Source organism: Microbulbifer harenosus (assembly GCF_005771435.1).
Lineage (GTDB): Bacteria > Pseudomonadota > Gammaproteobacteria > Pseudomonadales > Cellvibrionaceae > Microbulbifer > Microbulbifer harenosus.
This window is the reverse complement of the sequence record NZ_VANI01000021.1, coordinates 84,626-110,468: the sequence shown is the minus strand read 5'-3', so window position 1 is coordinate 110,468 and position 25,843 is coordinate 84,626. Positions and strand designations below refer to the sequence as shown.

Below are 25,843 nucleotides of genomic sequence, written 5' to 3'. Positions count from 1 at the left end.
GCTGAATCCTTCGCCTGAAGATCAGGCCTCTCAGGAGGTGAAATTAGAGGCAGCGTAATCGAGTGATCGCGACATCTTCTTTGACAAACACCGGCTTTCCCCAGACAAAGCTGCCTTGGTGGAGTCGGCGGGCAGCGAGCCACAGGCCGAAGCCATCATGCACCAGAACCTTCATGCGATTACCGCGCTTGTTCGCAAACAGGTAGGCGCAGTGAGGTCTGGCCTCACCGAACACCTGCACGACACGGGCCAGAGCCGTATCCGGTCCGGCGCGCATATCCAGTGGTTCGGTGGCCATCCAGATCTTATCGATCTGGATCACGCTTGCAGTGCTCGGAGCCAGGGAATGGCGCGGTCGATTTGAGCAAGCGGCCAGCGCACCTTGATGTCGGGCAGTTCAAAAACCACGTCGTCTGTCGACCCACGCGGCGCAGGTATTGAAACCGGAACAAACTTCTGATCGGCAGGCTTCTGATTACCCTCAGCTTCGCGCCGCCACTTATGGATCAGATTAGCATTGATCCCGTGCTGGAGGGCAACGCTCGTAACGGACGTGCCGGGCGCTTGGCAAGCCCTGAGAATCTTGGCTTTAAGCTCCGGGGAATGCCGGCGACGCTTAACGGGTGTCTTAACAGGGATGATGTCACTCATATTAGGTGTCCACTTGTTGATAGGTGGACACCTAAATTACAGCGCAGATTTTGGTTGGGAAGACGGGTTTGCCGTACGCATACTCCAATACAGCAGATCGCTAGATTATTGCTCGGCAACACGCCGTTGAGTTGATCACAAGTGAAGATCATGCTCTCTATTTAAATTTTCAAGATTTTGCAGACTTAGAAGGTTAGTGGCTTATAAAAGCAACCCTATTTCCGCCAAGATTCAATAATCTTGTCTTTACCCTTCATAAAATAAACCCACTCGCGTCCGTTTTTCTCTCTATAAAAAAGCTTCTGCTTAACCAATCCATTTAGAACAGCCGCAGCCGTATTGTATGAACAGCCCAAATTATGCTCCACATTCCGGATCGTAAATTCTTGAACGTCGCCACTTTTTGCGACCTGGAAGACAGTTCTCTGCTTGTCATTCAACTTCTTATATAAACCAGAATCCCAAAGCCATCTATTGAATCGCTCAATTTCCAGAGCCGCATCTTTATATGCCTTCTTAAATTTTTCAATTGCTCTAACGACTATCTTGCTCTGATATTCAATAAAATATGTCAAATCCATTTGATCTGTTTCTGAATACAGATAGCTTTTCCCATACTGAATCGGCGCCTTCTTCAGAAGAACACTTATCGCGATAAATCTAAATGCTGAAAAATCACTTCTAAACAAATACCAATAAAATAAAGCTCTAGCCACCCGACCATTTCCATCTCTGAATGGGTGCTCATATCCAATACAAAAATGCAAGACTATTGCCTTGATAAGCGGATGCAAATATGATTTTTCATCTGCGTTTTCGTGATCATAGTTGGCCCAGCTAACAATATCCCTCATTCTATTTTTTAAATTATTAGCAGGAGGGGGTGTATGGACAATCTCACCCTCCGGGTCCACTACGTGAACATTGTCAGCGGCCCGCCTAAATACGCCAGGCTTATATTCATCATCATCTATCCCTTCCACACCAATCTTGTGCAAGTCTAGAATGAGATCAATAGATAAAGGCTCATGCCTTTTTTCCCAGGCAAACTGCATCATTCTATAGTTGCCTAAGATCATTTTTTCACTGGCATCCCTCGGTTTCCTGTTTCTCTTTAGCATCTCCTTTGCAACCCGAGTCGTGGTTGCAGCGCCTTCTAGCTGACTACTACTAATTGATTCATCTTCGATAAGATCACTTAATAGATACTTGAGCTGAGCTTTCTCATCTATTTTGCTGCCTATCCACTCCAAGTAAGCGCTCGTAGTATTTCTGTCTGTTTCCGAAATAGCCTTCTGAATCGACGGTGTAAGCATGAAACTACAATGATTCTCGGGCTCACCTAGAGAAATTAGATAAGACTGCTGTCGATTACGTGCGTTTCTAACGAAAGACCATGCCACAGCTGCATCTAATCCTTGCGGGACTCTATGCCGTAGTTCATCAAATGGCTGGTACCTTCCCTTTTTGTCTAGCGGGGTATGGAAGTCTAAATAGCCCAGTAATTGGTCTGGGCTATCTGATGCGACCTTTTGGAAAGGATTAGGCTCCAAAGGTGGAGGGACAACTATCTTCATATCTCAAATTTCCAATATTTGAGATAAATATACACAACCAACGCAGCCTTGTCTCATTTTCAAAGAAACTGAGACAAGACCAAGAATAGTTTTAAGCTATCAGAACTTTAAATCTAATACCTGCAGATTATAGAGAACCAGGCAGATGAAAAAGCAACTGAACTCAGCCACTGGAAAACTTCATCAACACCAGCCCCGAAACAATCAGGATCGCCGCACCAATCCTCATCGCATTGACCGGTTCCGCAAAAACCATAATCCCGACAAGGAACGCACCAATAGCGCCAATACCCGTCCAGATGGTGTATGCGGTACCGAGTGGAATAGTGCGCATGGCCACGGCCAACAGCCAGAAACTGCCGATCATTGTAACGATGGTGATAATGGAAGGGGTGAGCCGGGTGAAGCCGTGGGATTGCTTCATGGAGAACGCCCAAATGACTTCAAGAGCGCCGGCGATAAGAAGGTAAAACCAGGACATTGTCTGCTCCGTTGTTAAACAGGGCCAGGTCGTCCTGGGAGTTTCTACCCATAGTGGGGGAGGTCGTCCTCCTTCAGATGGCGGGACAATAACTAACAGAAAGCACAGGAGCAAGCGGTTTCTGACACATTATTTCACGCCCCCCATCCCATTACTCAATCTCCTCCGACCAGACAATGACTGACTGAGAAGTCCACGCCATCCTCACAGAGGCGAGCCGGGAAACTATCAAACACCTGCTATTACCCTTTTCCGCCAAAATATTGTGGGTTGCGCTGGCGGGGCTAGAGTTGCCTTTGTAATCGGCTTAATTATTCCAGCGCAATGGTTTTGACTTGGTGAGAAAACAATGCAGGACGCAATAAAACCCCTGGCTTTCCTTTCGGTTTGTATCACGCTAAACGCCCCCGGATTGGCACAGGCCCAATCCAGTGCCTCCGTCCCGCCTTCCATCGTAACGCCCGACAAAGTGGAGTCGCGCATTGGCACACTCGAGTTTGAAGATGGTATGCCCAGCAAGGAAACGCTGGATAAAGTCTACGAGAACCTGGACCTGACGCACGCGGTGCGTGCCTTTGCCGACAACCTGCGCGGAGTCAGTATTTACATGCTGCGCAAAGGCATGCGCGATATCGGCGTGAAGGACAACGAGGTTATTGTTTTTTCCGAGTTGATGGACGCCAAGTCACTGTTCCTGACGGCCAATGCGGATACGGTTTACGTCATGGGCAGCCTGGATCTCACCAAAGGTCCCATGGTGCTTGAGGTACCGCCACAAGTACTCGGCACGGTTCAGGACGCGTGGTTCCGCTGGGTGATTGACGTGGGTCTACCCGGACCAGATCGGGGAGAAGGCGGCAAATACTTGATCGTGCCACCGGATTATGACGGGCCTTTGCCGCAGGGCGGGTTCAATGTAGCGCGCGCCCGCACTAATAACGCCGTCTGGTTTGCGCGGGCATTCCTGGAAAACAACAACGATCCGAAGCCGGTGGCTGAGCGGATCCGCAAGTTCACCAAGGTCTACCCCTACAACGCCGGTGGCGTCGGCACATCGGTCGCTGAATTTCTCGCAGGGAAAGCGAAACTCGGAAAAATAACCCAACCCGCGCCCACTGTATTTCACGAAGGCAGCGGCAAGGTGATGAATACCATTCCGCCAAACGATATGTCGTTTTACGAAATGCTGAATGAAGTGGTGCAACAGGAACCGGCGACGTCGCTCGACCCGGAACTCATGGGGCCTGTCGCCGCCATCGGCATTGTGAAAGGCAAACCATTTGCGCCGGATGCGCGCATGAAGAAAATTCTCGAAGAAGCGATGAAAATCGCCAACGCCACATCCAGAACACTCATCATGAACCCGCGCGATCGCTCCTGGTTTTACTATGACGACGCCAACTGGCAGAACATGTTGTTTGTCACCGGCTACGAATTCCAGACACCTATTCCGATGATCACCAAGGAAGGCGTCAAGCCATTCCCGGACACAGGCTACCGACAGTTGGATGCGCGCCAGGCGTTTTTTTACGGGGTTACCGGTATTACGCCGGCGATGGCCATGCGGCTGACCGGAATCGGCTCCACTTATCTGTGGACCATGATGGATTCCGATAACAATTACTTCGATGGCTCCAAAACCTACAAGGTCACACTGCCAAAAAATGTCCCTGCGGAGAAATTCTGGTCCTGGACTCTGTACGACACCATGACCCGCTCCATGCTCGACACGCCGCAGCGCTATCCCCGCGCCGGAAGCCAGAGCTACCCATCACCGGCCGCCGAGACGGCGCGCGATGGGTCCATCACGGTTTACTTCTCACCCGAGCAGCCGGACGGCGTGCCGCGGGGTAACTGGATCCAGACCATTCCGGGCAAGAGCTTCTTTCCCATTCTGCGTCTGTACAGCCCGCTGGAACCCTTCTTTAACAAGCAGTGGCGACCGAGTGAGGTGGAGCTAGTGGAGTAGCGCCAGAAAAATTTTTCCGGCATCACTCCGGAAATACCTTTTCCCGGTTGCCGCGCCGCAGGCGACTGAAATACTGCAGTTCCCAGGGGCGCAATGCCACCAGCAGGCTGGAGCCGTAGCGTTCGTCCAGCGCCAGTTCGCTGTCAGCATCGTGCAGTTCATCGAACTGCTGTAGCAGTCGATCCATTTTCTTCATCAGCTCTGCATTCGCGGTGCGCGACAGCATGCCGGTGCGGAACACGAGTTTTTCCCCGGGGCCGGAGAAACTGGAGGCGAGAAACTCCGGCTGCACTTCTTTCTGGAATAGCTGCTGGATGGGTCCATTGGGGAGCCAGTGGAATTCCTTTGCCACGATCAGCCGGTAGCGGTTCAGCGGTAACAGTTCGATCAGCTTCAGTCGATCGAGACGCGCCAGTAACTGGATGCTCTCGGTCTCACTCAACTCGTAGGTCTCGAGAATCTGCTCAATGGTCCAGCGGTTGAGCACACACACCGCCATCAGCAGCAGATGCGGATCTGCGGCAATTTCCCGCTCCTGCTCCTCGCTCAGGGTGGCGATACCCCGCCGCGCCTCCGCGGCCTTGCGCACCAGCTCGGAGAAATCCAAGCCGGCAATGCCGCACAGCGATTCGAGGCGGTCGACAGACAGGGGGCCGCCGGTGAATATCCGTTTGATACTGCTCTCCGACAGGTCCAGCTGCCGGGCGATTTCCGCGTAAGTCACTCCCCGCGCCTTCAGCTCGCGCTTTAGCGTCTTCATCAGCGCCTGCACCTGGCTCATTCCTCGCCTCCTCAAATTCCTGTCCTGCAGAACCACCAAGGTATCGCCATTTGATACTTTTCAATTCGGTTCACGCGACTTTATCGGATCCGGGTGATCCCTGCGAGCCTTTGCCGATAGATTCCGCAACGGCGCGTGCCACTCGCGGCACGCTGTTCGATTCAGCCCCAGGCGGCTTACAGAGGAACCGACTATGCAACGTTTGCGGAGCAACCCCATCGGCTGGTGTGTGTGTTTGTTACTGGGGGCACTGGTACCCGGATTGGCGATGGCCGCCGGCCTGCTGACCCTGGCCAACAGCAACCTGCCCCAGCTGGAGATCAAGGAGCACCACGTGAATGTGGTGATCGAGGATGGCTACGCCATTACCGAAGTGGACCAGACCTTCGCCAACCCCCACGACCGGGAACTGGAAGCCATTTATTCCTTCCCGGTTCCGGAAAAGGCCTCGGTGGGTGAATTTACCTACTGGATCGACGGCAAGCCGGTGACTGGCGAAGTGATGCGCAAGCAGCAGGCGCGCGAGCTGTATGAACAGGAAAAATCCCAGGGCCGGCGAACTGCGCTTACTGAACAGGATGAGTACCGCAGTTTCGACAGCCGCGTGTACCCGGTACTGCCAAACGACACGGTGCGTATCCGCCTGGTATACATCCAGCCGGTACACGCGGAACTGGGCATCGGCCGCTATGTGTATCCGCTGGAGGAAGGCGGTGTGGATGAAGAGCGTATGGCGTTTTTCACTTATCAACAGCACGTGCAGGAGGCCTTCAGTTTCAAGCTGACCATGCGCTCCTCCTACCCCATCGATCAGTTCCTGATGCCGGCGCACCCGCAGGCGCAGGTACAGCGCTCGTCCGACCAGGAATGGCAGGTCTCCTTTGCGAACTCCGCCGGCGCCGCTGCGCTTGCCGACGAGCTGGGTCAGACACCGGAGCAGACACCAGCGTCGCTCACAACGGCGACGGCGACCGCCAGCGCCTTTACCCTGGACAAGGACATCGTCGCCTACTGGCGACACCAGCCCGGTCTGCCCGGTGCCGTGGATATGGTTACCTACCGCCCCGAGGGCAGCGAGCGCGGTACCTTTATGCTGACACTGACACCGGGGGATGACCTGGGCGCGATTACCCACGGCCGCGACTGGACCTTTGTGCTGGACCTCTCCGGCTCCATGGCGGGGAAATATCACAGCCTTGCGGAAGGCGTGCGCAAGGGACTGGGCAAGCTGCAGCCGGGGGACCGCTTCCGCATGGTGCTGTTCAATGACCAGGCCCGCGACCTGACCAATGGCTATGTCGTCGTCAACGACGCCAATGTGACGCACTATCTGCAGTTGCTGGAAGCCGCGCAGCCCGACGGGGGCACCAACCTGTTTGCCGGCCTCAAAGCGGCGTACACAGGGCTCGATGCCGACCGCCCGAGTGCGGTGATCCTAGTGACCGATGGCGTCGCCAATGTGGGTGTGGTGGCCAAAAAAGCTTTCCTGGAACTGCTCGAACAACACGACATCCGCCTGTTCACCTTCGTGATGGGCAACAGCGCCAACCGCCCGCTGCTCGAAGGTATGGCCAAGGTATCCAACGGCTTCGCGATGAATATTTCCAACAGCGATGACATTTCCGGGCGCCTGGTGCAGGCAGCTGACCAGTTGCGTCACGAAGCCTACCGGGATATCTCCCTGAGCATTTCCGGCAACAAGTCCAGCATCAAGGTGCGCGACATGAGCCCCGCACAGATCGGTTCCCTGTACCGCGGCCAACAGCTGATTGTGTTCGGTCACTACTGGGGCGATGGCTCCGCGAAACTCGACATCAAGGGCAAGGTTTCCGGCCGCGACGTGCACTACCGCTCGGATCTCAAGTTCCCGGCCACCGATACCCGCAACCCGGAGCTGGAGCGGCTGTGGGCCTATGCGACCATCGAGGATCTGCAGAGTCGCATGGATTACCTGGGCCACGACAGCGACAGTGAAGATGCAATCGTCGATCTCGCGGTGGAGCATGGACTGGTAACCCCTTACACCTCCATGGTGGTGGTAGAGGAACAGGTGTTCGAACAGCAGGGTATTGCGCGCAACAACAAGGCCCGTGTCGAACGGGAGAGAGCCGCCCGCGAAAACCGTGCCGTCGCTCCGGTTCAGGACAACCGTCAGGACAGCGCGCAGCCCGCCTTTACCGGCAACCGCGCCTACCCTAGAAGCAGCGGTGGATCTACCGGGCCGGTTGTAATTCTTCTGTTGATGATCCTGATAGGGATACGCATCAGGTCGCGCAGGAATACCACTGGAAAATGATTTATCGTGCATAAGATCAGGGCCTCCCGCGGGGCCCTGTTACTGGTCTTAAAACCCTTGTACAAGACAATGAAAAAGACGACTCATTGGCGCGCGCCACTGGTGCCACGATACCTTCGCCGGCAATAATGGCGCCCCACCCAGAAGGAGTCGCCCATGTCTCACTCATTCCCACTTTCCGGAAGTTTTTTCAACCACGTAAAACAGCAGGGCTGGAATTTCGCCCGGTGTGTTTTACTGGTGACACTGTCCCTGCCGGTGTTCGCCGAAGACAAGCGACCGGCCGCGGATTCCCCATCAAGCATCCACAATTTTTCCATCGGAAATTTCAAGGCCACCGCACTGCACGACGGTGACATCCAGCTGCCGAATGACGCCACCGTAATTGGCATCAACCAGCCTCCGGGCAAAATCGCAGCGCTGCTGAAACGCAATGATCTTCCGACCGATAAACTGCAGCTCAGTATTCAGGCACTGCTGGTGCGTGCCGGAGACCGCGTGTATCTGTTTGATACCGGTGCGGGAGATGTGGATTTCGCCGATGCCGGCCGACTGCCGGCGGCGCTGGCCGAAGCAGGTGTAACACCGGCGCAGGTCACCGATATTTTCATCAGCCACGCACACCCGGACCACGTTGGTGGGCTATTGGAGGAAAACGGATCGCTGCGTTTCACCAACGCCGCGGTACACATGGCCGCCCCCGAGTGGCAGGCGCTGCAGGGCGATACCAATAACGCCGCGCTGGCGGCAGCCATCAAACCCGCGGTAAAGCCGTTTGCGCCGGGCAGTGCACTGGTACCGGGGGTTACCGCAGTAAAGGTGGACGGGCATACGCCCGGGCACAGCGCATACGAGATTGCCGATGGCAAGTCGCGACTGCTGTACATCGGTGACAGTGCGCACCACTTTGTGGTCTCGGTACAGCGCCCGCGCTGGACGATTGCCTTCGACGGCGACGCACCGGTGGCGGAAGCCAGCCGCGAAGCGTTGCTGGCGCGCGCGGCGGACGATGCTGCGCTGCAGATCTACTCGCCACACTTTCCCTTCCCCGGCCTCGGGCGCTTCCAGCGCAAGGGCGGCGACATTGTGTGGGTGCCGGTTGACTGACTCCTGAGTCTGCAGCCCAGACCACCCGGTACCCCGGGGTACCGGGTGGTCGAGGTACCAGAATACATCCCGAGTCGCTGAGCCTGGAAAATAGTCTTTGACTTAGCTCACGGGGGGGCCTACAGTGCATTTAGTCAAAAGTAAGTCTCTTGTTTAAATCCTCAGTTTCGTCGCATCTGTTTTTCTTCGTCCTGTAGCATCTAAATTCCAGTCTTCTTTGCCGTTCATGCCTCACTGAGGTGTGTCTTTGTTTGTTTACAGGATCGGCTTCTTATTGAACGCCCATTGAATATTTTCTAGTTTTACCCCCAACGCCGTTATGCGTTATCCGCCTGCATACCTTGCCGAGTAACACCTGATCTGCCCTGTCACATCACTCCAGTTCTTACCCAGCGCAATTTTATTGGCGGTTTCTCCACGAGAAAATCATGAGTAAATCCCCAATCGCTACCTTTAATCCGCTGGATTCCGAAAAGTACAGCAACCCTATTCCCGCGCGCGAGTTCATTATGAGCTTGCTTGAAAAAAACCGGAAAATGCTCGATCGCGAGCAGCTGGCGAAAGTCCTGCATCTCTCCGGTGATGAGCAAAAAGAAGCATTGCGTCGCCGCCTGCGCGCCATGGAGCGCGATGGACAAATCCAGTTTGATCGCCGCCGCGGATACAGCCTGATCAAGCCGGAAGATCTGGTCACTGGCCGTGTTATCGGTCACCCGGATGGTTTCGGCTTCCTGAGCAGTGATGACGCAGCGGAAGATCTGTTTCTTTCCGACAACGAAATGCTGACCGTCTTCGACGGTGACGTGGTTCAGGCGCGCATCAGCGGTGAGGACCGCCGCGGCCGCAAGACCGGCGTTATCCTCCGTGTGCTGGAACGCAAGACCACTCATCTGGTGGGACGCCTGCAGTGCGAGGATGGCGATTATTTTCTGCAGCCGGAAAATGCCCGCATCGCCCATGAGATCGATGTCGATCGCGAGCATTTACTGGGTGCCAAACCCGGCCAATATGTTTACGTGGAAATCATCGACTACCCCAGCCACCGCTACAATGCCTTCGGCCGCGTGACCGAGCTGCTGGGGGATGCCATGGGCGCTGGCATGGAGATCGATGTGGCGATCCGCAGCCACGAAATTCCCCATCGCTGGCCACAGGATGCCCTGCGCGCGGCGCGCCAGCTGGGCAGCGAGGTCCCGGAGGCCGACAAGCGGCATCGCGCCGACTTGCGCAAGCTGCCGTTTGTGACCATCGACGGCGAGGACGCCAAGGATTTCGACGATGCCGTCTTCTGTGAACAAACGGCGTCCGGAAACTGGCGCCTGCTGGTGGCGATTGCGGATGTTTCCCACTATGTTGCGCCGGACAGTGCGCTTGACCAGGAAGCACAAACGCGCGCGACCTCCGTGTATTTTCCCGGCCGTGTTGTGCCGATGTTGCCGGAATCCCTGTCCAATGGCCTGTGCTCGCTCAATCCTCGGGTAGACCGCCTGGTGATGGTGTGCGAAATGACCATCAGCAGAGCGGGAAAAATGACCGGCTATACCTTCTCGGAAGGTGTAATCCACTCCCATGCGCGCTTGACCTACAGCCAGGTAAACGCGTTCCTGAATTCACCGGAGTCCAATTTAGGCCGGCAGACTGCGCGCCAGCTGAAAGACCTGGCACCGTATATTCACGCGCTGCACCAGCTGTATTCGGCATTGAAAATGTCTCGCGCAAAGCGCGGCGCGATGGATTTTGAAAAGCCGGAAGTGCAATTCAAATTCAACGAAGATCGCAAGATCGAAAAGATACTCCCGGTCATCCGCAACGACGCGCACAAGATGATCGAGGAGTTTATGCTGAGCGCCAATGTGGCCACGGCGGACTTCCTCAAGCAACAGAAAATGCCCGCACTCTACCGGGTGCACGACGGCCCCAGGGATAAAAAACTCACCGCGCTGCGCGCATTCCTCGGCGAGAAAGGACTCAAACTGGCCGGCGGCAACAAACCCTCGCCGGCGCACTACGACCAGCTGCTGGGCAGCATTGGCCAGCGCGCTGATGCGCAAACCATCCGCACCATGATGCTGCGGTCCCTCAGCCAGGCGGAATACAGCCCGGAGAATCGCGGCCACTTCGGCCTGGCGTATCCGGCCTATGCACACTTTACCTCGCCCATTCGCCGCTACCCGGATCTACTGGTGCACAGGGCCATTCGCTCCGTGATCCGTCAGAAGATGCCGCACAATCCTGTGCGCCGTGCACTGCAACGCATCTTCGGTACGGGCGGTGCATCGGTGCAGCGTTTCGGGAATGCCGCGCCCATCGCGCCGGAAAAAAGTTACCCCTATGACAAGTCCGCCATGCAGACGCTCGCGGAGCATTGCTCCAATGCGTCGCGCCGCGCCGACAAGGCGAGCTGGGATGTGGAGGCCTGGCTGAAGTGCGAGTACATGCAGGGTTTTGTCGGCGATACCTTCGACGGACACGTCAGCAGTGTCACCAACTTCGGTCTGTTTATCGAACTCGATACCGTTCAGGTGGAAGGCCTGATACATATCTCGGCACTGACAAAGGACTATTACCAGTTTGATGCCGCCAGGCAACGCCTGGTGGGCGAGCGCGGCAACGGCAGCTTTGCCATTGGCGATGCGATTCGGGTACGTGTTGTGCGCGTCGACATGGAACGACGCAAAATTGAGTTGGCGCAGGCCGGCTAAGTCCCGAGTGGCAATGAGCGTGGCGCGCCCCGGGCAGCACTAGCTGTCCCGCGCACTTAACCCGTGCAGTATCCGGTAAAGTGCCGGCAACACCAGAAGCGTCAGTAAGGTCGAAGAAATAATGCCGCCGATCACTACCGTGGCGAGCGGCCGCTGTACTTCCGCGCCAATGCCGGTGTTGAACGCCATGGGCACAAATCCCAGCGACGCTACCAGCGCGGTGGTAATAACCGGGCGCAAACGGATAAGCGCCCCTTCAATGATCGCCGCGTCTATTCCGTAGCCCTGGTGGCGCAGATCGCGAAAAAAAGAAACCATCACTAGCCCGTTGAGGATGGCAATGCCCGACAGCGCGATAAAACCTACCGCAGCGGATATCGAAAACGGTATATCCCTCAACATCAGCGACAGGACACCGCCGGTGAGGGCCAGTGGCACACCGGTAAAAATGGCCAGTGCATCGCGCACTGAGCCAAGAGCGAATAACAACAGCCCCATGATCAGGATCAAGGTCACGGGTACTACCACCGCCAGCCTCTTTGTCGCCGACTGCAGTGTCTGGTAAGTGCCTCCGTACTCCAGCCAGTAACCCGCGGGCATCTGCACACGGTCGGAAATTGCCCGCTGCACGTCGGCCACAAAACTGCCGAGGTCTCGGCCACGCACATTGGCCGTCACCACCACGCGGCGCTTGCCGTTTTCGCGGAACACCTGATTGATGCCGGTGACCAGTTCCAGGCTGGCAAGCTCCTGCAGTGGCACATAGTCGCCGTTGGCGCGGTGCACCGGCAGATTGGCCAGGGTTTCCGGATCCTGACGCAGCTCCTCCGGCAGGCGCACCACAATATCGACCCTGCGATCACCTTCGTAAAAACGCCCCGCCACTGCGCCGCCCATGGCGGTAGCCAGCTGCCCCTGCACGGCATCAACATCCAGACCATACTGCGCCAGCGCCGCGCGGTCCGGCAGAATCGTCAGCATCGGCAGGCCTGTGGTCTGCTCCAGCTGGATATCGGCAACGCCCTCAACATCGCCTATCGCCGCCACGATCGCATTGCCCAGTTGCTCAAGCTGCGCGAAATCGTCACCGAAGACCTTGATCGCCAACTCCGCGCGCACGCCGGCCAGTAACTCGTTAAAGCGCATCTGGATCGGCTGCAGGAATTCATAGCGGTTGCCGGGAATCGGCGCCACCAACGCCGCCAGTTCATCGACCAGATCCTCGCTGGATTTGTCCGGGTCCGGCCACTGCGCGCGCGGCTTCATGATAATAAAGTTGTCTGCAACGCTTGGCGGCACGGCATCGGTGGCTACCTCGGCGGTACCGATCTTGGCAAACACCCGCTCCACTTCGGGCAATTCCTTGATGCGGGCCTCAAGGGATTCCTGCAGGGCAATCGCCTGTTCAAGAGAAGTCCCCGGGATGCGCAGCGCGTGCATCGCGATATCCCCCTCGTTCAGGTTCGGCACAAACTCGCTGCCGAGACGCGTCGCCATGAAGCCGGACACCAGCACAAGGGCTGCGGCGGCGACCACCACGAGATAGCGCAAGCGGATCACGGTGTGCAACAGCGGGCGATAGCCGCGGCTCAATTGCCTGAGTACCGGGTTTTCTCTCTCCACGACTGGCTTGCGGAAAAACAGCGCAATACACGCGGGCACAAACGTTACCGACAACAGCATCGCCGAAAGCAGCGCAATGACCACGGTGGTCGCCATGGGGTGAAACATTTTTCCCTCCACGCCCGAGAGCGCAAAGATCGGCAGATACACCGCGGTGATAATGAACACCCCGAACATGGCCGGGCGGATCACCTCGCGGGTTGCCTGGAACACCACTTCCAGGCGCTCGTCGACATCGAGTTCACCGCGCGCGGGAGTCGCCTGGCTCAGGCGGCGCAGGCAGTTCTCCACGATGATGATGGCGCCGTCCACCAGCAGGCCGAAGTCGAGGGCGCCGAGGCTCATCAGGTTAGCGCTGACCCGCGTCTGTACCATGCCGGTGACCGTCATCAACATGGCGATGGGAATCACCATGGCCGTCAGCAAGGCCGCGCGCACATTGCCCAGCAGCAGGAACAGGATGACGATGACCAGCAGCGCGCCTTCCAGCAGATTGGTACGCACGGTGTGCAGCGTCTTGTCCACCAGTGAGGTGCGGTCGTACACCGCGGTGACGGTAATGCCCGGCGGCAGGCTCGCCTTGATGTCTTCAAGTTTCCGGCCCACGGCACGGGCTACGGTGCGGCTGTTTTCACCCACCAGCATAAATACGGTGCTCATCACCACTTCACGGCCGTTCTGGGTGGCCGCCCCGGTGCGCATCTCCCGCCCCTCGCCGATGTGAGCCACATCGCCCAGGCGCACCGGTACACCGTCCACTTCCGCCACCAGGAACTCGTTCAGCGTATCCACGCTTGCCGCCTGCGCGGGCACCCGCAACATCCACTGCGCGCCGCGATGCTCAATAAAACCGATGCCGCGATTCTGGTTGTTGTTCTCCACCGCCCGGATCAGATCCTGCTGGGTCAGGCCGAATGCCAACAGATTTTCCGGCTGGATGGCGACGAGGATTTCCCGTTTGAATCCGCCGATGGGATTGACCTCGACAACCCCCGGCACCCGCAGCAGTTGCGGGCGGATAATCCAGTCGTGCACCGTGCGCAGGTCGGTGGGGGTTACCGGCGAGCCATCCATGTGGGTGGCGCCCGGCTCCGCATCCACCGTGAACATAAAAATCTCGCCGAGGCCGGTGGAGATCGGCCCCAGCTCCGGCTCCGCGCCAGAAGGCAGTGCGCTGCGCGCACCGGCGAGCCGCTCGCTGACCAGCTGGCGCGCGAAGTACACATCCGTGCCGTCTTCAAAAATCACGGTGACCTGGGACAGGCCGTAGCGGGAAAGAGAGCGCGTGTACGCCAGGTTGGGCAACCCGGCCATGGCATTTTCCACCGGGTAACTCACCCGTTGTTCCACTTCCAGCGGCGTGTAGCCCGGCGCCTCGGTGTTGATCATCACCTGGACATTGGTGATGTCCGGCACCGCATCGATCGGCAGGCGGTTAAAATTCCAGATGCCGATACCGCACAGCAATGTCACCACAGCCAGCACCAACGCCCTGTTGTGGATCGACGCCCGGATCAGATACTCAAGCATGCCGCGCTCTTAGTGATCATGAGCTGCCCCGGATTTTTCGATGTCGGCCTTGATGATATAGCTGTTCTCGGTCACGTACTCGGTGCCCGGCTTCAACCCGCCGAGCACCTCAACCCACTCACCTGCCTCCCGCCCCAATTCCAGTACTCGCACCTCGTACTCGTCGCCCACTTTGGCGTAGACCACATTGAACTCGCGAAACGTCTGCAGCGCGGAACGCTTTACGGCCAGCGGCACTTCATACCTCGCAACTTCGATGTCTCCGGAAATGAATCCGCCCGGGGCGAGGTGCGCCGGGGGATTTTTCAGAGTGACCCGCACCACACTGGACTGGTTGGGGCGAATCACCGTATCGACCTGCCGCACGGTTCCCCGCAACGGTATATCCAGCCCGCGAACACTCAGCGCAACCGGCGCCCCCGGCTGGATCCGCGCCCGCAGTGACGGGAACACATCCAGCTCCGCGAATAGAGCACGGCTGTCGGCGATCGTCAGTAGCGCGCGGCCTGCGGTCTGCTCTCCCGGATTCGCCAGCCGCTGCACCACCACGCCCGCAATGGGGGAATTAATGGTGTAGGTTTTGAGATTTTCATTGCTGTTGATTGCCGCCAGCGTCTGCCCCTTGTCCACCCGTTCGCCCAGGCCAACGCTGACCGACTCGACCGTGCCATCAAAGCGGGCACTGACCACCCGCACGCGCTCGGGGTCCATTACCAGGCGGCCATAAGCCTCGCCGGTTTCCCGCAATACGGCGGGCCCGGCAACGCCGGTAGCGATGTTCAACGCTTTGGCAATATCCGGTTCGATATGGGTGCGCCCCTCGAAGCTGTCGTATTGCCACTGGAATTGTCTGCCGTTGTATCGGGCGTTCACAGACACCACAAAAGAGTGCGGCTCGCGAACCACTTTGTCACCGCGAAGGAAATCGTCCTTCGGCGCAAAGCCAACCCGCTCCTCCTCACCGCCGAGCCGGGTCAGCACCACGCCGACATAGACTTTTTCCGGAGCCACAGGCTTGCCGCCATCGGTGACCCACACCCGGAACTCCGGCTCGACTCCGGTTTCGAAGATGGCGAGTTCTACGGCAACATCACCCTCTCGCAATATTCGACCGCGATGCGGCCCCATTTCCGGTTCGGGTTCGCGCTGCTCGGTTTGCTCCACAGATGCATCGATACCGGTGGAAAACCCCAAGCCACCGAGCGCGGCAATAACGAGCGTCACAATGGCCATCACAACGGGTTTCATTTTCCGCGCTCACTTATCTGCGTCAGCGACAGGCCGGTGAGTTTTTCGAGTTCAATCAGATACAGGTGCGCCCGGTATTGCGTCTCCAGAAAAGACAACCTCGCGTCGATCAGTTGCTGTTGTGCCGCGACCAGTTCGTAGTAGCTGTATTTACCGAGGCGATAGGCCGCGCGCGTGTCGGCCTCGGCGCGCTCAAGGCTGGGAATAATTCGCGCGGACAGTGCCTCCGCCACATGACGACTGTGCAAAAGCTGCTGCGCCATGGTGTACACGCGGGTTTCGAGTTCAAGTTCCTTCGCGTCCATCTCCGCTCGGTAACGGTTCTGCTCAGCAACCAATGCCGCCAGCTCGCTGCGATTGCGACCGCGACGGCCGATGGGGATACCTACGCCGGCCACCAGTCCGTAGTCGTCGGTCGCCTCAAGGCGCCGGATTCCAACATCAATGCGCCACTGCACACCGGCCTCTGCACGCGCGAGGGCAATCTCCGCGTCTACCACCCGCTCACGGCTGAGAAAAATCGCGACGTTGGGATTGTCTGCAACCTGTGCGCGCAGCTGCGCAACATCAATAAATGGGATGGGAGATGAGAGCGAGCCGGCGATCTCGCCAAATCCGGGACTGCGCTCACCCCACTGGGCGGCGAGGCGATGCCGGGATATTTCCAGTTCGTGTTCGATGTCTTCCGCTGCCAGTGCATATCGCTCCAGTTCCGCCTCGGCGCGAGAGGCGTCGGCCTGCGGCACCTTGCCCGCATTTACCTGCCGGCGGATATCCACCAGCGCGTTGCGCGCCTGTTCCGCGGCGCTGAGCGCCAGCACCAGGCGCTCCTGTTGTGCCATCGCCTGCAGAAAATAGCGCGCGGTATCCGCGGCGACGTCAAGCTCCAGGATTTGTCGCTGGCGCTCAATCACCGCCGTTTTGCTGCGCGCCGTCGCAACCCGCTGATTGAGAAGCTCGCCCTGCAACAGCCAGCTGATACCCAGTGTCGTCTGCGCGCTTTCGACACCGCTGAAATCCCCGGTGCCGGCAACATCTTCAACCTCCAGCCCAAGCTGTGGACGCGGCCCGATTCCCGCTTGAGCGGCACGCGCATTGGCCGCATCCAGTTGATGCTGGTACCCGGCCAGCTCAGGATGGCTGTGCAGGCTTTTCAGCACGGCCTGCTCAAACGTCAGCGGCGATGTGACGCGATATTCCTGCGCCCAGGCCAATGTCGCCGCGCACAGAAGAAACCGAGCTGCAGTGGATACCCAGCCGCGGTGTCGGCGCGATTTTATTCCCCGATTTGGTCGTTTCACCTTGCGCATGTGGTTTTCTCCGCAAGAGAACGGATTATTAACGATGGGATGAAATACATTCACAGAGGATAGACAGAGGAAAACCGAAAGAGGGAAATCCCTGCGGTCAGCTCAAACTCGCAACCACATCCGGTACAGCTTTCTGACGAAAAAAGACGATGGATGCACTGAACCTGGCAGAAAACTCGACGCCGGTCCTATCGTCGGAGGGGATTAGCTGCCGACAACACCGGCTCTTTGCCCCAGCGCTATTTAACCCCTAGAAACTGATAAAAAATTAATAATCCTGGCGAACTTATTTGGCACTGCCGTACTCGTATTGACGCGCAAAAAATTTTCTCTGTGTGAATAAGCGCACGACGAAAACGACAAATCTATTCACATAAAATATCTGCACCCTCGTAAACGTTTCATATTCATTGCTTCGCCATTACGCCGTTGATAATGTTTCCAAGCAAACTGAACGGCCATGCTGTTTCGGTCATTCAAAAATAATGACAACAAATGGACGAGCAAATCATGAAACAAATTTTTTCACGCCGAAATGTTTTATCCAGCGCCATTTTCTCGGCAATTTCAGTAACAGCAACAGCACCGCAGGTGCTTTTTGCCGCCGACGAAAATGCGATGGAGGAAATTGCCGTAGTCGGCTCCCGCATTCAACGCAACGCGGAATTTGAGACGGCCACGCCAATCCAGGTGATGGATCGCGAAGCCATTGAAAAGTCCGGTTATACCAACCTCCAGCAGATGTTCGAAAAGAACCCGGCAGCGGGCAATGGCACCTTTTCAACCCGCGGCAACAACCAGGATTCCACCGCCAACGGCGCGGCGGCCGTCAGCCTGCGGGGCATGGGGGCCGATGCAACCCTGGTACTCGTGAACGGCAAGCGCGTCGCCATCAGCGCGTTTGCCGAGAGCATCACCACCAATTTTGTGGACATCAACAGCATCCCGATTGCCGCCGTTGAACGCGTGGAAATATTGAAAGACGGTGCATCCGCGATTTACGGCTCAGACGCCGTCGCCGGTGTGGTCAACCTGGTCCTGCGCAAAGATTTTGAAGGTGCGGAAGTAACTGCAGATTTCGGCGGTGCGGACGGCTACGACGAGCAATCCGTCTCTGCGGTGTGGGGTGTGAACGGCGAAGACTCAAACCTGACCCTCATTTTTGACCACCGCAGCAATTCCACCCTCGCCAGCGTTGAGCGCAGGGGGCTCGATACCGCCGACCAGTCTTTCCGCGGCGGTATGGACTTCCGCTCTTCGCGCGGTTATCCAGGTCGTTTTATTGTCGACGGCGAAACCACCATTGACCCTAATTGCCCAGCAGGCAGCGCCTTCGGCCAGACCTGCGTGTACGATTACGGTCCCTGGACTCTGCTAACACCCGAAGCGGAACGCACCGGTGTGCTGATGCTGGGTCACGCGCAGCTGACCGATAACGTAGAGTTTTTCAGCGAGCTCGCGGTGCAGCACAACACCTCCATTGCCCAGGGTGCACCGACTCCGCTCGATGAAGACGCCGGGCTCACCGTGCCCATCGACCACCCGAACAATCCCTTTGCCGGTGCCAGCAGTATCGATATCGGCCGCTACCGCACCGTGGATGCCGGCGCGCGTCAGTGGGATATCGAAACCGACAATCTGCGCGCGGTATTCGGACTGCGCGGCAGTATCGCCGAGTGGGACTGGGAGGCCTCGGTACAGCGCTCGCGCAGCGAATCCACGCAGACTGGCAACCGCTCCCAGGGCTGGGTGCGCACCGACCTGCTGCAGCAGGAAATCGACGCGGGCCGCTACAACCCGTTCGGCGGCGTGCAAAACCCGCAGTCGGTGATCGACGCCATCACCACCAGTCTGGTGCGCCAGGGCAAGTCCGAACTGCGCGGCATGGACTTCACCATCAGCGGGGATCTGTTTGATACCGCCAACGGTGCCATTGCCATGGCAGCGGGCCTGGAGCGGCGCGAAGAACGCGCGTCCGACATTCCCGATGACCAGTTTCAGCGCGGTCTGATTTTCGGTACCGAGTCGGTTTACGCCGCGGCCAGTCGCGATATTAATTCCGCATTCGTCGAGTTTGCGGTCCCACTGCCCGCCAACCTGGACCTGACTCTGGCGGGCCGTTACGACGACTACAGCGATTTCGGCAGCACCACCAACCCGATGGTCAACCTGTTGTGGACCGCCAGTGAGCAGCTTTCACTGCGCGCATCCTGGGGCACCGGTTTCCGCGCGCCGTCGCTCGCGCAGATTGGCCTGGGACCGTCGCAGGGATCCCTGTTTTTTATCGATACGTATGGCTGCGCGATCAACGATGATTACTGTGTCAGCACCGACTACAACATCGTGTTTTCCGGCAACCCGGACCTCGATGCGGAAGAGTCGGAGTCCTACAACCTGGGTGCGGTGGTCAAGCCGATGGACGGTCTGCAACTGTCCTTGGATTTCTGGCGTATCACCCAGGAAGGCAAGATAGATGAGGTGCCTTTCGGCTATCTATACACTCAGTTCTGTAGTGATCAGAACAGCAACGTTTGCGTGCGCTCCACTCCCTTGCCTGGCGAGTCCCTCGGTTCGCTACAGTCGATCAACAGCGGCTTTATCAATATCGGCGAGCAGACGGTTTCCGGGATTGACCTGAGTGTCGTGTACTCGGCGCTGACCGTCGCCGGTGGCGATCTCGGCCTGCGGCTGGATTATTCCTATCTGTCGGAGTTTGAGCGGGTGGAACTGAACTCCGCGGGCGATGCTTTCTTAAATCGCGACCTGGCGGGTGAGTATGAATATCCGCAGCACCGCTGGGCGGCCTCCGCCGACTGGGCCCGGGATACCGTTGCCTTCACCGTGGGACTGAACTATATCGGCGAGTTTGAAGATACCCCGGATATCGACTTTGACGGTACTCTCGATTACGACACCAATAAATCCCGCATGGTGGATTCGTTCATGACCGTAAACCTGCAGGCCCGTTATACAGGCTTCGACAATCTGGTGCTGAGCCTTGGTGCCGACAATGCGCTGGATCAAGAGCCGCCGTTTGCCATCGGCGATGGCGACTCGGATCTGTATGGCTATGTGTCGAGCCAGCATGATCCCCGCGGCCGCTTTGTCTATGGCAAGGTGACCTACAACTTCTGATCTGACGTTTTCGGCAATCGGAAACAATGGTTAGTCAGTATCGTTAAATCGGGGAGGGCTTCGGCCCGCCCCGATTTTTTTGCCGTCGATTATTTGCCCGTGACCGATTCCAGAATTTCATGGCTCTCCCCCCGCTCCGGCAGATAGCAGCCGCGGGTCGCGACGTAGTGCTGGTTAAATAGCGAGAAATAATGTTGAAGAATCTGTGCCGGGTGATTCTCCCCCGCCAGCAACAGGCAACTGATGGCCGCCTCGGCGGTAGAAAAACGATCGTCTCTTCCCGAATCCCGCACCAGATAGGATTTCACGAAGGCATCCGGCAGTTTCAGACAGGGCACGCCATCCAGCCAGCGGCTCAGGGCAATTATGCGACTGCACTGCTTCCACGAACCGTCGAGCAGAATCAGCGTGATTTTTTTCGCGCCGGGTGCGCTGGCGGGCAGTGACTGCACAATCTTTCTGTCGGTTGCGTCGGTTTCGCTGGCCGGAAAAACGATATAGCAATCGCGCGCCGGGTCTTTCAGCAGGTCCTCCAGCCCCGCCGGTGCCTCCAACCGGTTCCACAGAAATACCGGTGTGCGCGGGAAAACGTCCGCAATCAATCGGCCGGTATTGGTGGGCTTGAACAGCTCCTTGCGGTGCACCAGCAGAGCGAAGTCGACCTGGCTCTGTACCGTCGGCCGCCACGGGCAGATGCAGGCGTACTCGGCCATCTGGCAATCGGCACAGCGGATAACACTTTTGCCCTTGGCCTGAAACGGCTTGGTGGACTTGGCGAGTTCCTGGTCCCGCAGGCGGGTGAAATTGGTGGAGTGCATGTACGACCTGTGGCGAGGTTAAACGCTGACTGAATTGCGCGTGGCTAGAATCCGGATATTGCGCGGGGTGATGTCGCGCGGGCAAAAACTTGTCAGTTCGACCTCGCAATCGCCCTCTTCCAGATACAGGGCGAGATCCAGCACCAGCCACAGCTCCAAGGCACGCCGGAAACCGTGGGAGACCAGCTGCAACCGACGAAACGCCGCGTGGCGCTCCTCGGCGCGCGCAACATAGGGCTGAATGTCGAACCCATCCGGAATAGAAAGCGATTTTCTATCGGCCAGAGTGCGGATCACCCGCTCCGGTCCCTGCGCCAGCAGGTGATAACCGAGCGACGGCGTCGGCAGATACTCATCCACGCCACGCAATTCCCGCTGGATCAGGTCAAAGGCCATGCGCCACTGCGCCATGGTCTGCGATTGCCTGCGCTCGCGTTCGGCGGAAGTGACCATCTCCTGTACCGCAAGGCGCACCTGGTTTTTGTTCAGGGCCAGGTTATTGATTGTTGCTGCCTGCGAAAGTGGAATATAGAGGTCATCCAGCCACAGCTGATAACAGCAGGGTACCAGACACAAGTGTGGCGATTCGCTGTCGCGCCACTGCCGCAACAGCGCGCGGTGTAAATCACCACAGGCATGCAAGGCAATCACGAAGTCCTTCGCCGCAAATTCGTGGGGCTGCTCAAGCACATCCTTGCAGGAGAACTTCACCTCTTTCACCCAGGGCGCAGCCAGGGCGGCGCCTTCATCACACAGTGCCGACTGGCGCTCAACCGCGTGCAAAGAACACTGCCAATGGTGAGCCAGGGCTCGCCCCAGGTGCGCCTTGCCGGAGCACCAATCCACTACGGTGCGGTCCTGGCCGGGAATGGCTTTTGGTAACGCCCCGATAAAGGCCGCCATCTGAGTCCACTTGCGTCCGGGAACCCCAGTGGCCAGTCGCCCGCAAAGTGTTGCCGGCTGCATTCGCTCTCGCAGCGGCAGCAGTGCCAATAAATCCCGGTAGCCCGGTATGAATTCTGCGAGGAAATGGTGCAGCGCTTCGGGCTGTCGTTCCAGCGCGTCTACCGCTGCGTCCTCCAGCTGCAGGCAGGCGTCACCGAGCATTGGAAACTGATGGCGCCACGCCAGGTCCGTGTCGCAAAAGGCGGACTGCCGCCAGAAGGCACTCAGGCACTGTAGCTGGTCAGTGAGGGTTAAAAAACGCGTGCGATGCTGCATGGCCAGGTAAAAAAGGGCGCGAAATTGGCTTGTATTGGACGAACAACGAGCCGGGTAAGGATGCGGCATTTTACACGCCTGCAATATTGAAGTCGCCATTTTTTGGTGTGACTTCCCCGTATCGCCCATTCGGGAATCGCCCGGCAATTTTTCCACCTCATGCTACTTTTATTGGTGTTTTCAGCGTTTCCCCGGCAGTGCCAATTCAATAATTGCCGCGCCAAGACAAAGCTTTTGACCAGACCGATGACCACCCAGGCATAACAAGGGTCGCGGAGGTCAACCGGTGTTCAACGGAGTCAACAATGAAAAAGCTCAGGCTGGCCGCTACTTTTGTACTTTTATTCCCGTTTCTAGCGCATGCGCAGATTCCTGTTTCGGATCTGGACCTGACCCGTTTCTATGTGCGACTGGGAGCCAGCTTTGTTTACCCCGATGACCACAACACTTCGCTCAAGTACTACGTGTTGCAGGATTGGGAGTTGTACCGGACCGGATGGGACATTGAAGAAGACACCACCTGGAATGTGTCTGGTGTGTGGCGCCCGCTACCCTATCTCGGGCTGGAACTACTCTATATTGGCGGTGCAACGCACTCACTTGCGCTGGAAAATTTTCGCGGAAACCCGGGCCGCGACGGTATCAACTTCGGCCGGTTTACCACCTCATCAGCAAATTTGTTCGTCAACTGGTACCTGAATGACCTCAACTGCCTTGGCCAACCCTACATTGGCATCGGCGTAAACTACTCGGATTTTTACGACGACAAACTGAACCCGGATTTTCAGCAATATCTGGTAAACAGCGGCATGGCTACCGGCCCGGGCAAATTCGGTATCGGCCATTCCTGGGGCGCCAGCGCGCAATTAGGGCTGGACTGGCGTCTGGGGCGCGTCGGGGCACTGAGTTCCTGGCTGATCAATGCCGCGGTTATTTACACCGATGCCAATACCGACGCGGTGGTGACCTACCCCACCAACCCAGGCTATGAGCGTCTGTACTCCGATTTCGAAACCAACCCATGGACGCTGAATCTGGGCGTTACCTATGAATTCTGATTCGGCGGTTTTCCCGTATCTCAGAAACGGGCTGGCGGCCTGCCTGCTGTTGGTACCTTTCGGCGCACATGCGGATTGCGCCCCATCCAATACCGGAACCGAGGGGCCGGACCAGATCCTCTGCGACGTCGACAACGACCCGGCCGGCGCCAATGTCAGCTCCCTGGGCGGCGACGACACCCTGACCCTGAACGGTGTCACGCTGGGTACGGTGGATACGGGCAGCGGCAATGATCGCGTGGACATCACTGAGTCTGACATTCAGGTACACCTGACCACCGGTGATGGCGACGACATCGTCACCATGCGCGAGCGCCGCACTTCCGTGGGCGACTACTACGGTGGCGGAATCGACACCGGCGCGGGTAACGACCGGGTAGAAGTCTACGACGGCGTGGTATTTGATCTGACGATGGGCAGTGGCAACGACGAGGTGTTACTGGACGGCGGATACATTTTCAATTACCTCGACATGGGTGATGGAGATGATGTTTTCCACTGGGATGAAGGTGTGCTGGATTTATTTCGCGGCGGGAATGGGTCGGATACCGTGCGCATCGACGCCTTCGCCTACGACACTGAAACAATACTCGACGGTGGCGATGACTACACCGCAGACGATGGCTATGTGGATTCGCTGCGCTTTATTCTCGACCATCAGATCGACGGGCAGCTGCTACAGAACTGGGAGCGCATCATCGTCAATGGCAGTTCCAGGATTACCCTGAGCGGTTCCCTGACGGTTGGCGGGGGCAGTTACGAGGGCGACCTGCTCGGGCTCGATATCCGCTTCGGTGGCATTGTCGATTTCATTCCCGCCGACTACACCATTCGCGGCGATGTCGTAAACGCGGGTACCCTGTGGCTGGTGGACGAACGTTACAATCGGTTGAATATTGCCGCCCACGACAGCGGGCGCTTCGGCAACTACACCGGACGCGATGGACGCCTGTGGCTGGAAACCGAACTCGCCGCCGACAATGCCCCTACGGATCTTCTCACCATTGCCGGTGACACCGGCGGGCGTACCTTTGTGCAGATTTACAATCGCGGCGGTGACGGCGCAACCACTAGCGGCGACGGGATCAAGATCATCGATATCTCCGGGCAATCCGCCGCCGACGCTTTTGTCCTGGATGGCGAGTACATTGCGCTGGACGGCCAACCCGTAACCGTTGGCGGCGCCTATGGTTACACCCTGCACCACGGCGGGTTGAGTGATCCCGATGACGGCAACTGGTATTTGCGCTCCACCCTGGAAGATCCATTTGACGGCAGCGGGCAGTTGATTCCGCGCTGGCAGCCCGGCGCCGTGCTCTACGAAACCTACGCCCAGTCCATCCGCCAGATGAACCAGCCCACCACCTTGCGCAAGCGGGTGGGCAACCGTTTCTGGGCCGGCACCAGTTTCCGAGACCGCGGTCTCTGCTGTTACGCCGACGCGGTGGAACAGACCATCGACGGCGGAGGCCTTTGGCTGCGCCTTGCATCCAGGTACAACGACAACATACCGGACAACTCCACCAGCCACGCCGAATGGCAGCAGGATTACGGGCTGGTGCAGATCGGCTCCGACTTTTCTTTTGACCCGGCGGTGTACTACGGACGCCTGATGCTCGGTATTTTTGCCCAGTACGGCTACGGCAGAACAGATCTGGACAGTTACTTCGGCCACGGCCGCATCGAAACCGATCAGTTCGGTGTCGGCACCACGTTCACCTGGTACGGCAGCCAGGGCAGTTACGCGGACCTGCAGGCACAGTTCAACTGGTTCGACTCCGACTTCTATTCCTACGAACTCTATTATCTCGGCAACGACAACGATGCCATCGGCTTCGCCTTTTCAGCGGAAGCCGGGCACAGCTTCAAACTCTGTGACTTTTATTCCCTCACGCCCCAGGTGCAGCTGATCTTCAACGCGGAGCAGATCGACGACCACCAAGACCAGTACAACGTTCGCTTCAAAGATACAGAGAACAACGGCGGCTCGGCGCGTTTCGGGCTCGCGTTTGAGCAGCGCGTCAGCCAGCGGCTGAAGCGCAACATGTACGGCAACCTGTTGCTGGAACGCATTGGCCTCTACGCCATCGCCAACGTCTTTTACTATTTTGAAGACGAGACGGAAATCAAGGTTTCCGGGACTTCCCTGTATCAGGCCCGCGACGACTGGTGGGGACAGCTGGGACTGGGCTTCACCTACGACCAGTGCGGAGACCGCTGCTCCGTATACGGCGAAGTGGACTACGCCACCAGTTTCGACAATGCCGGCGATAGTTACGAAGCGAGCCTGACCTTCGGCTTTCGCTTCAAGTGGTAACAGGTGACGCCGCTGGGGC

General features: G+C 57.7%; 17 protein-coding genes. 7 read left to right on the top strand and 10 right to left on the bottom strand.

Annotation, left to right across the window (positions count from 1 at the left end):
• Positions 1-43 precede the first annotated feature (43 nt).
• The 4 genes from tnpB to FDY93_RS17635 form a co-directional block, all read right to left on the bottom strand.
• Positions 44-322 (bottom strand): IS66 family insertion sequence element accessory protein TnpB, encoded by a 279-nt coding sequence (gene tnpB / locus FDY93_RS17650; protein ID WP_138237069.1) that lies wholly within the window; start codon positions 320-322, stop codon positions 44-46.
• Complete coding sequence (tnpA, locus tag FDY93_RS17645; protein ID WP_138237068.1) at positions 319-651, bottom strand: IS66-like element accessory protein TnpA; 333 nt, start codon at positions 649-651, stop codon at positions 319-321. Before tnpA ends, tnpB begins: the two co-directional genes overlap by 4 nt.
• A gap of 215 nt (positions 652-866) precedes the next feature.
• Positions 867-2,228 (bottom strand): Fic family protein, encoded by a 1,362-nt coding sequence (locus FDY93_RS17640; RefSeq protein ID WP_138237067.1) that lies wholly within the window; start codon positions 2,226-2,228, stop codon positions 867-869.
• Positions 2,229-2,391: 163 nt separating this feature from the next.
• Positions 2,392-2,709, bottom strand: coding sequence for a DMT family transporter (locus FDY93_RS17635; protein WP_138237066.1), 318 nt, complete (start codon positions 2,707-2,709; stop codon positions 2,392-2,394).
• A 349-nt stretch (positions 2,710-3,058) separates the two neighbouring features.
• Here FDY93_RS17635 and FDY93_RS17630 point away from each other — a divergent pair, with 349 nt between their 5' ends.
• A complete protein-coding gene (locus tag FDY93_RS17630; RefSeq protein ID WP_138237065.1) occupies positions 3,059-4,678 on the top strand; it encodes a DUF1254 domain-containing protein in 1,620 nt (539 codons plus the stop codon).
• Positions 4,679-4,700: 22 nt separating this feature from the next.
• Here the strand turns inward: FDY93_RS17630 and FDY93_RS17625 are convergent, their stop codons facing one another.
• Positions 4,701-5,459: a helix-turn-helix domain-containing protein gene (locus tag FDY93_RS17625; RefSeq protein ID WP_138237064.1), complete on the bottom strand. Its 759-nt coding sequence runs from the start codon at positions 5,457-5,459 to the stop codon at positions 4,701-4,703.
• A 193-nt stretch (positions 5,460-5,652) separates the two neighbouring features.
• Here FDY93_RS17625 and FDY93_RS17620 point away from each other — a divergent pair, with 193 nt between their 5' ends.
• The 3 genes from FDY93_RS17620 (at position 5,653) to rnr (ending at position 11,564) form a co-directional block, all read left to right on the top strand.
• Positions 5,653-7,755 carry a VIT and vWA domain-containing protein gene (locus tag FDY93_RS17620; protein ID WP_138237063.1) on the top strand — a complete coding sequence of 701 codons (2,103 nt, stop codon included), beginning with the start codon at positions 5,653-5,655 and terminating at the stop codon, positions 7,753-7,755.
• Between the two features lie 156 nt (positions 7,756-7,911).
• Positions 7,912-8,862 (top strand): MBL fold metallo-hydrolase, encoded by a 951-nt coding sequence (locus FDY93_RS17615; RefSeq protein WP_138237062.1) that lies wholly within the window; start codon positions 7,912-7,914, stop codon positions 8,860-8,862.
• A gap of 428 nt (positions 8,863-9,290) precedes the next feature.
• On the top strand, positions 9,291-11,564 hold the full coding sequence (rnr, locus tag FDY93_RS17610) for a ribonuclease R (protein ID WP_138237061.1): 2,274 nt from the start codon (positions 9,291-9,293) through the stop codon (positions 11,562-11,564).
• A gap of 39 nt (positions 11,565-11,603) precedes the next feature.
• Here the strand turns inward: rnr and FDY93_RS17605 are convergent, their stop codons facing one another.
• Genes FDY93_RS17605 through FDY93_RS17595 form a run of 3 tightly spaced genes read right to left on the bottom strand, consistent with a single transcriptional unit; the run spans position 11,604 to position 17,179 of the window.
• Positions 11,604-14,717 (bottom strand): efflux RND transporter permease subunit, encoded by a 3,114-nt coding sequence (locus FDY93_RS17605; RefSeq protein WP_138237060.1) that lies wholly within the window; start codon positions 14,715-14,717, stop codon positions 11,604-11,606.
• 9 nt (positions 14,718-14,726) lie between these two features.
• Complete coding sequence (locus FDY93_RS17600; protein WP_246068635.1) at positions 14,727-15,965, bottom strand: efflux RND transporter periplasmic adaptor subunit; 1,239 nt, start codon at positions 15,963-15,965, stop codon at positions 14,727-14,729.
• Positions 15,962-17,179: a TolC family protein gene (locus FDY93_RS17595; protein ID WP_171019033.1), complete on the bottom strand. Its 1,218-nt coding sequence runs from the start codon at positions 17,177-17,179 to the stop codon at positions 15,962-15,964. The genes FDY93_RS17600 and FDY93_RS17595 overlap by 4 nt, the downstream gene beginning before the upstream one ends.
• Positions 17,180-17,893: 714 nt before the next feature.
• Between FDY93_RS17595 and FDY93_RS17590 the strand changes: the two genes are divergently transcribed.
• Entirely contained in the window at positions 17,894-20,410 is a 2,517-nt protein-coding gene (locus FDY93_RS17590) for a TonB-dependent receptor (RefSeq protein WP_246068634.1), read from the top strand.
• An 89-nt stretch (positions 20,411-20,499) separates the two neighbouring features.
• Here the strand turns inward: FDY93_RS17590 and FDY93_RS17585 are convergent, their stop codons facing one another.
• Positions 20,500-21,228, bottom strand: coding sequence for a tRNA-uridine aminocarboxypropyltransferase (locus FDY93_RS17585; protein WP_138237057.1), 729 nt, complete (start codon positions 21,226-21,228; stop codon positions 20,500-20,502).
• A gap of 18 nt (positions 21,229-21,246) precedes the next feature.
• On the bottom strand, positions 21,247-22,335 hold the full coding sequence (locus FDY93_RS17580) for a methyltransferase (RefSeq protein ID WP_171019032.1): 1,089 nt from the start codon (positions 22,333-22,335) through the stop codon (positions 21,247-21,249).
• Between the two features lie 419 nt (positions 22,336-22,754).
• Here FDY93_RS17580 and FDY93_RS17575 point away from each other — a divergent pair, with 419 nt between their 5' ends.
• Both FDY93_RS17575 and FDY93_RS17570 read left to right on the top strand, forming a co-directional pair.
• Positions 22,755-23,507: an OmpW/AlkL family protein gene (locus FDY93_RS17575; protein WP_138237055.1), complete on the top strand. Its 753-nt coding sequence runs from the start codon at positions 22,755-22,757 to the stop codon at positions 23,505-23,507.
• Positions 23,497-25,824 carry an autotransporter family protein gene (locus tag FDY93_RS17570; protein WP_138237054.1) on the top strand — a complete coding sequence of 776 codons (2,328 nt, stop codon included), beginning with the start codon at positions 23,497-23,499 and terminating at the stop codon, positions 25,822-25,824. The genes FDY93_RS17575 and FDY93_RS17570 overlap by 11 nt, the downstream gene beginning before the upstream one ends.
• Positions 25,825-25,843 lie beyond the last annotated feature (19 nt).

Coding starts and splice junctions, on each gene's coding strand:
- tnpA (WP_138237068.1), bottom strand. CDS start 651: ATGAGTGACATCATCCCTGTTAAGACACCCGTTAAGCGTCGCCGGCAT.
- FDY93_RS17640 (WP_138237067.1), bottom strand. CDS start 2,228: ATGAAGATAGTTGTCCCTCCACCTTTGGAGCCTAATCCTTTCCAAAAG.
- FDY93_RS17635 (WP_138237066.1), bottom strand. CDS start 2,709: ATGTCCTGGTTTTACCTTCTTATCGCCGGCGCTCTTGAAGTCATTTGG.
- FDY93_RS17630 (WP_138237065.1), top strand. CDS start 3,059: ATGCAGGACGCAATAAAACCCCTGGCTTTCCTTTCGGTTTGTATCACG.
- FDY93_RS17625 (WP_138237064.1), bottom strand. CDS start 5,459: ATGAGCCAGGTGCAGGCGCTGATGAAGACGCTAAAGCGCGAGCTGAAG.
- FDY93_RS17620 (WP_138237063.1), top strand. CDS start 5,653: ATGCAACGTTTGCGGAGCAACCCCATCGGCTGGTGTGTGTGTTTGTTA.
- FDY93_RS17615 (WP_138237062.1), top strand. CDS start 7,912: ATGTCTCACTCATTCCCACTTTCCGGAAGTTTTTTCAACCACGTAAAA.
- rnr (WP_138237061.1), top strand. CDS start 9,291: ATGAGTAAATCCCCAATCGCTACCTTTAATCCGCTGGATTCCGAAAAG.
- FDY93_RS17605 (WP_138237060.1), bottom strand. CDS start 14,717: ATGCTTGAGTATCTGATCCGGGCGTCGATCCACAACAGGGCGTTGGTG.
- FDY93_RS17600 (WP_246068635.1), bottom strand. CDS start 15,965: ATGAAACCCGTTGTGATGGCCATTGTGACGCTCGTTATTGCCGCGCTC.
- FDY93_RS17590 (WP_246068634.1), top strand. CDS start 17,894: ATGGAGGAAATTGCCGTAGTCGGCTCCCGCATTCAACGCAACGCGGAA.
- FDY93_RS17585 (WP_138237057.1), bottom strand. CDS start 21,228: ATGCACTCCACCAATTTCACCCGCCTGCGGGACCAGGAACTCGCCAAG.
- FDY93_RS17580 (WP_171019032.1), bottom strand. CDS start 22,335: ATGCTCGGTGACGCCTGCCTGCAGCTGGAGGACGCAGCGGTAGACGCG.
- FDY93_RS17575 (WP_138237055.1), top strand. CDS start 22,755: ATGAAAAAGCTCAGGCTGGCCGCTACTTTTGTACTTTTATTCCCGTTT.
- FDY93_RS17570 (WP_138237054.1), top strand. CDS start 23,497: ATGAATTCTGATTCGGCGGTTTTCCCGTATCTCAGAAACGGGCTGGCG.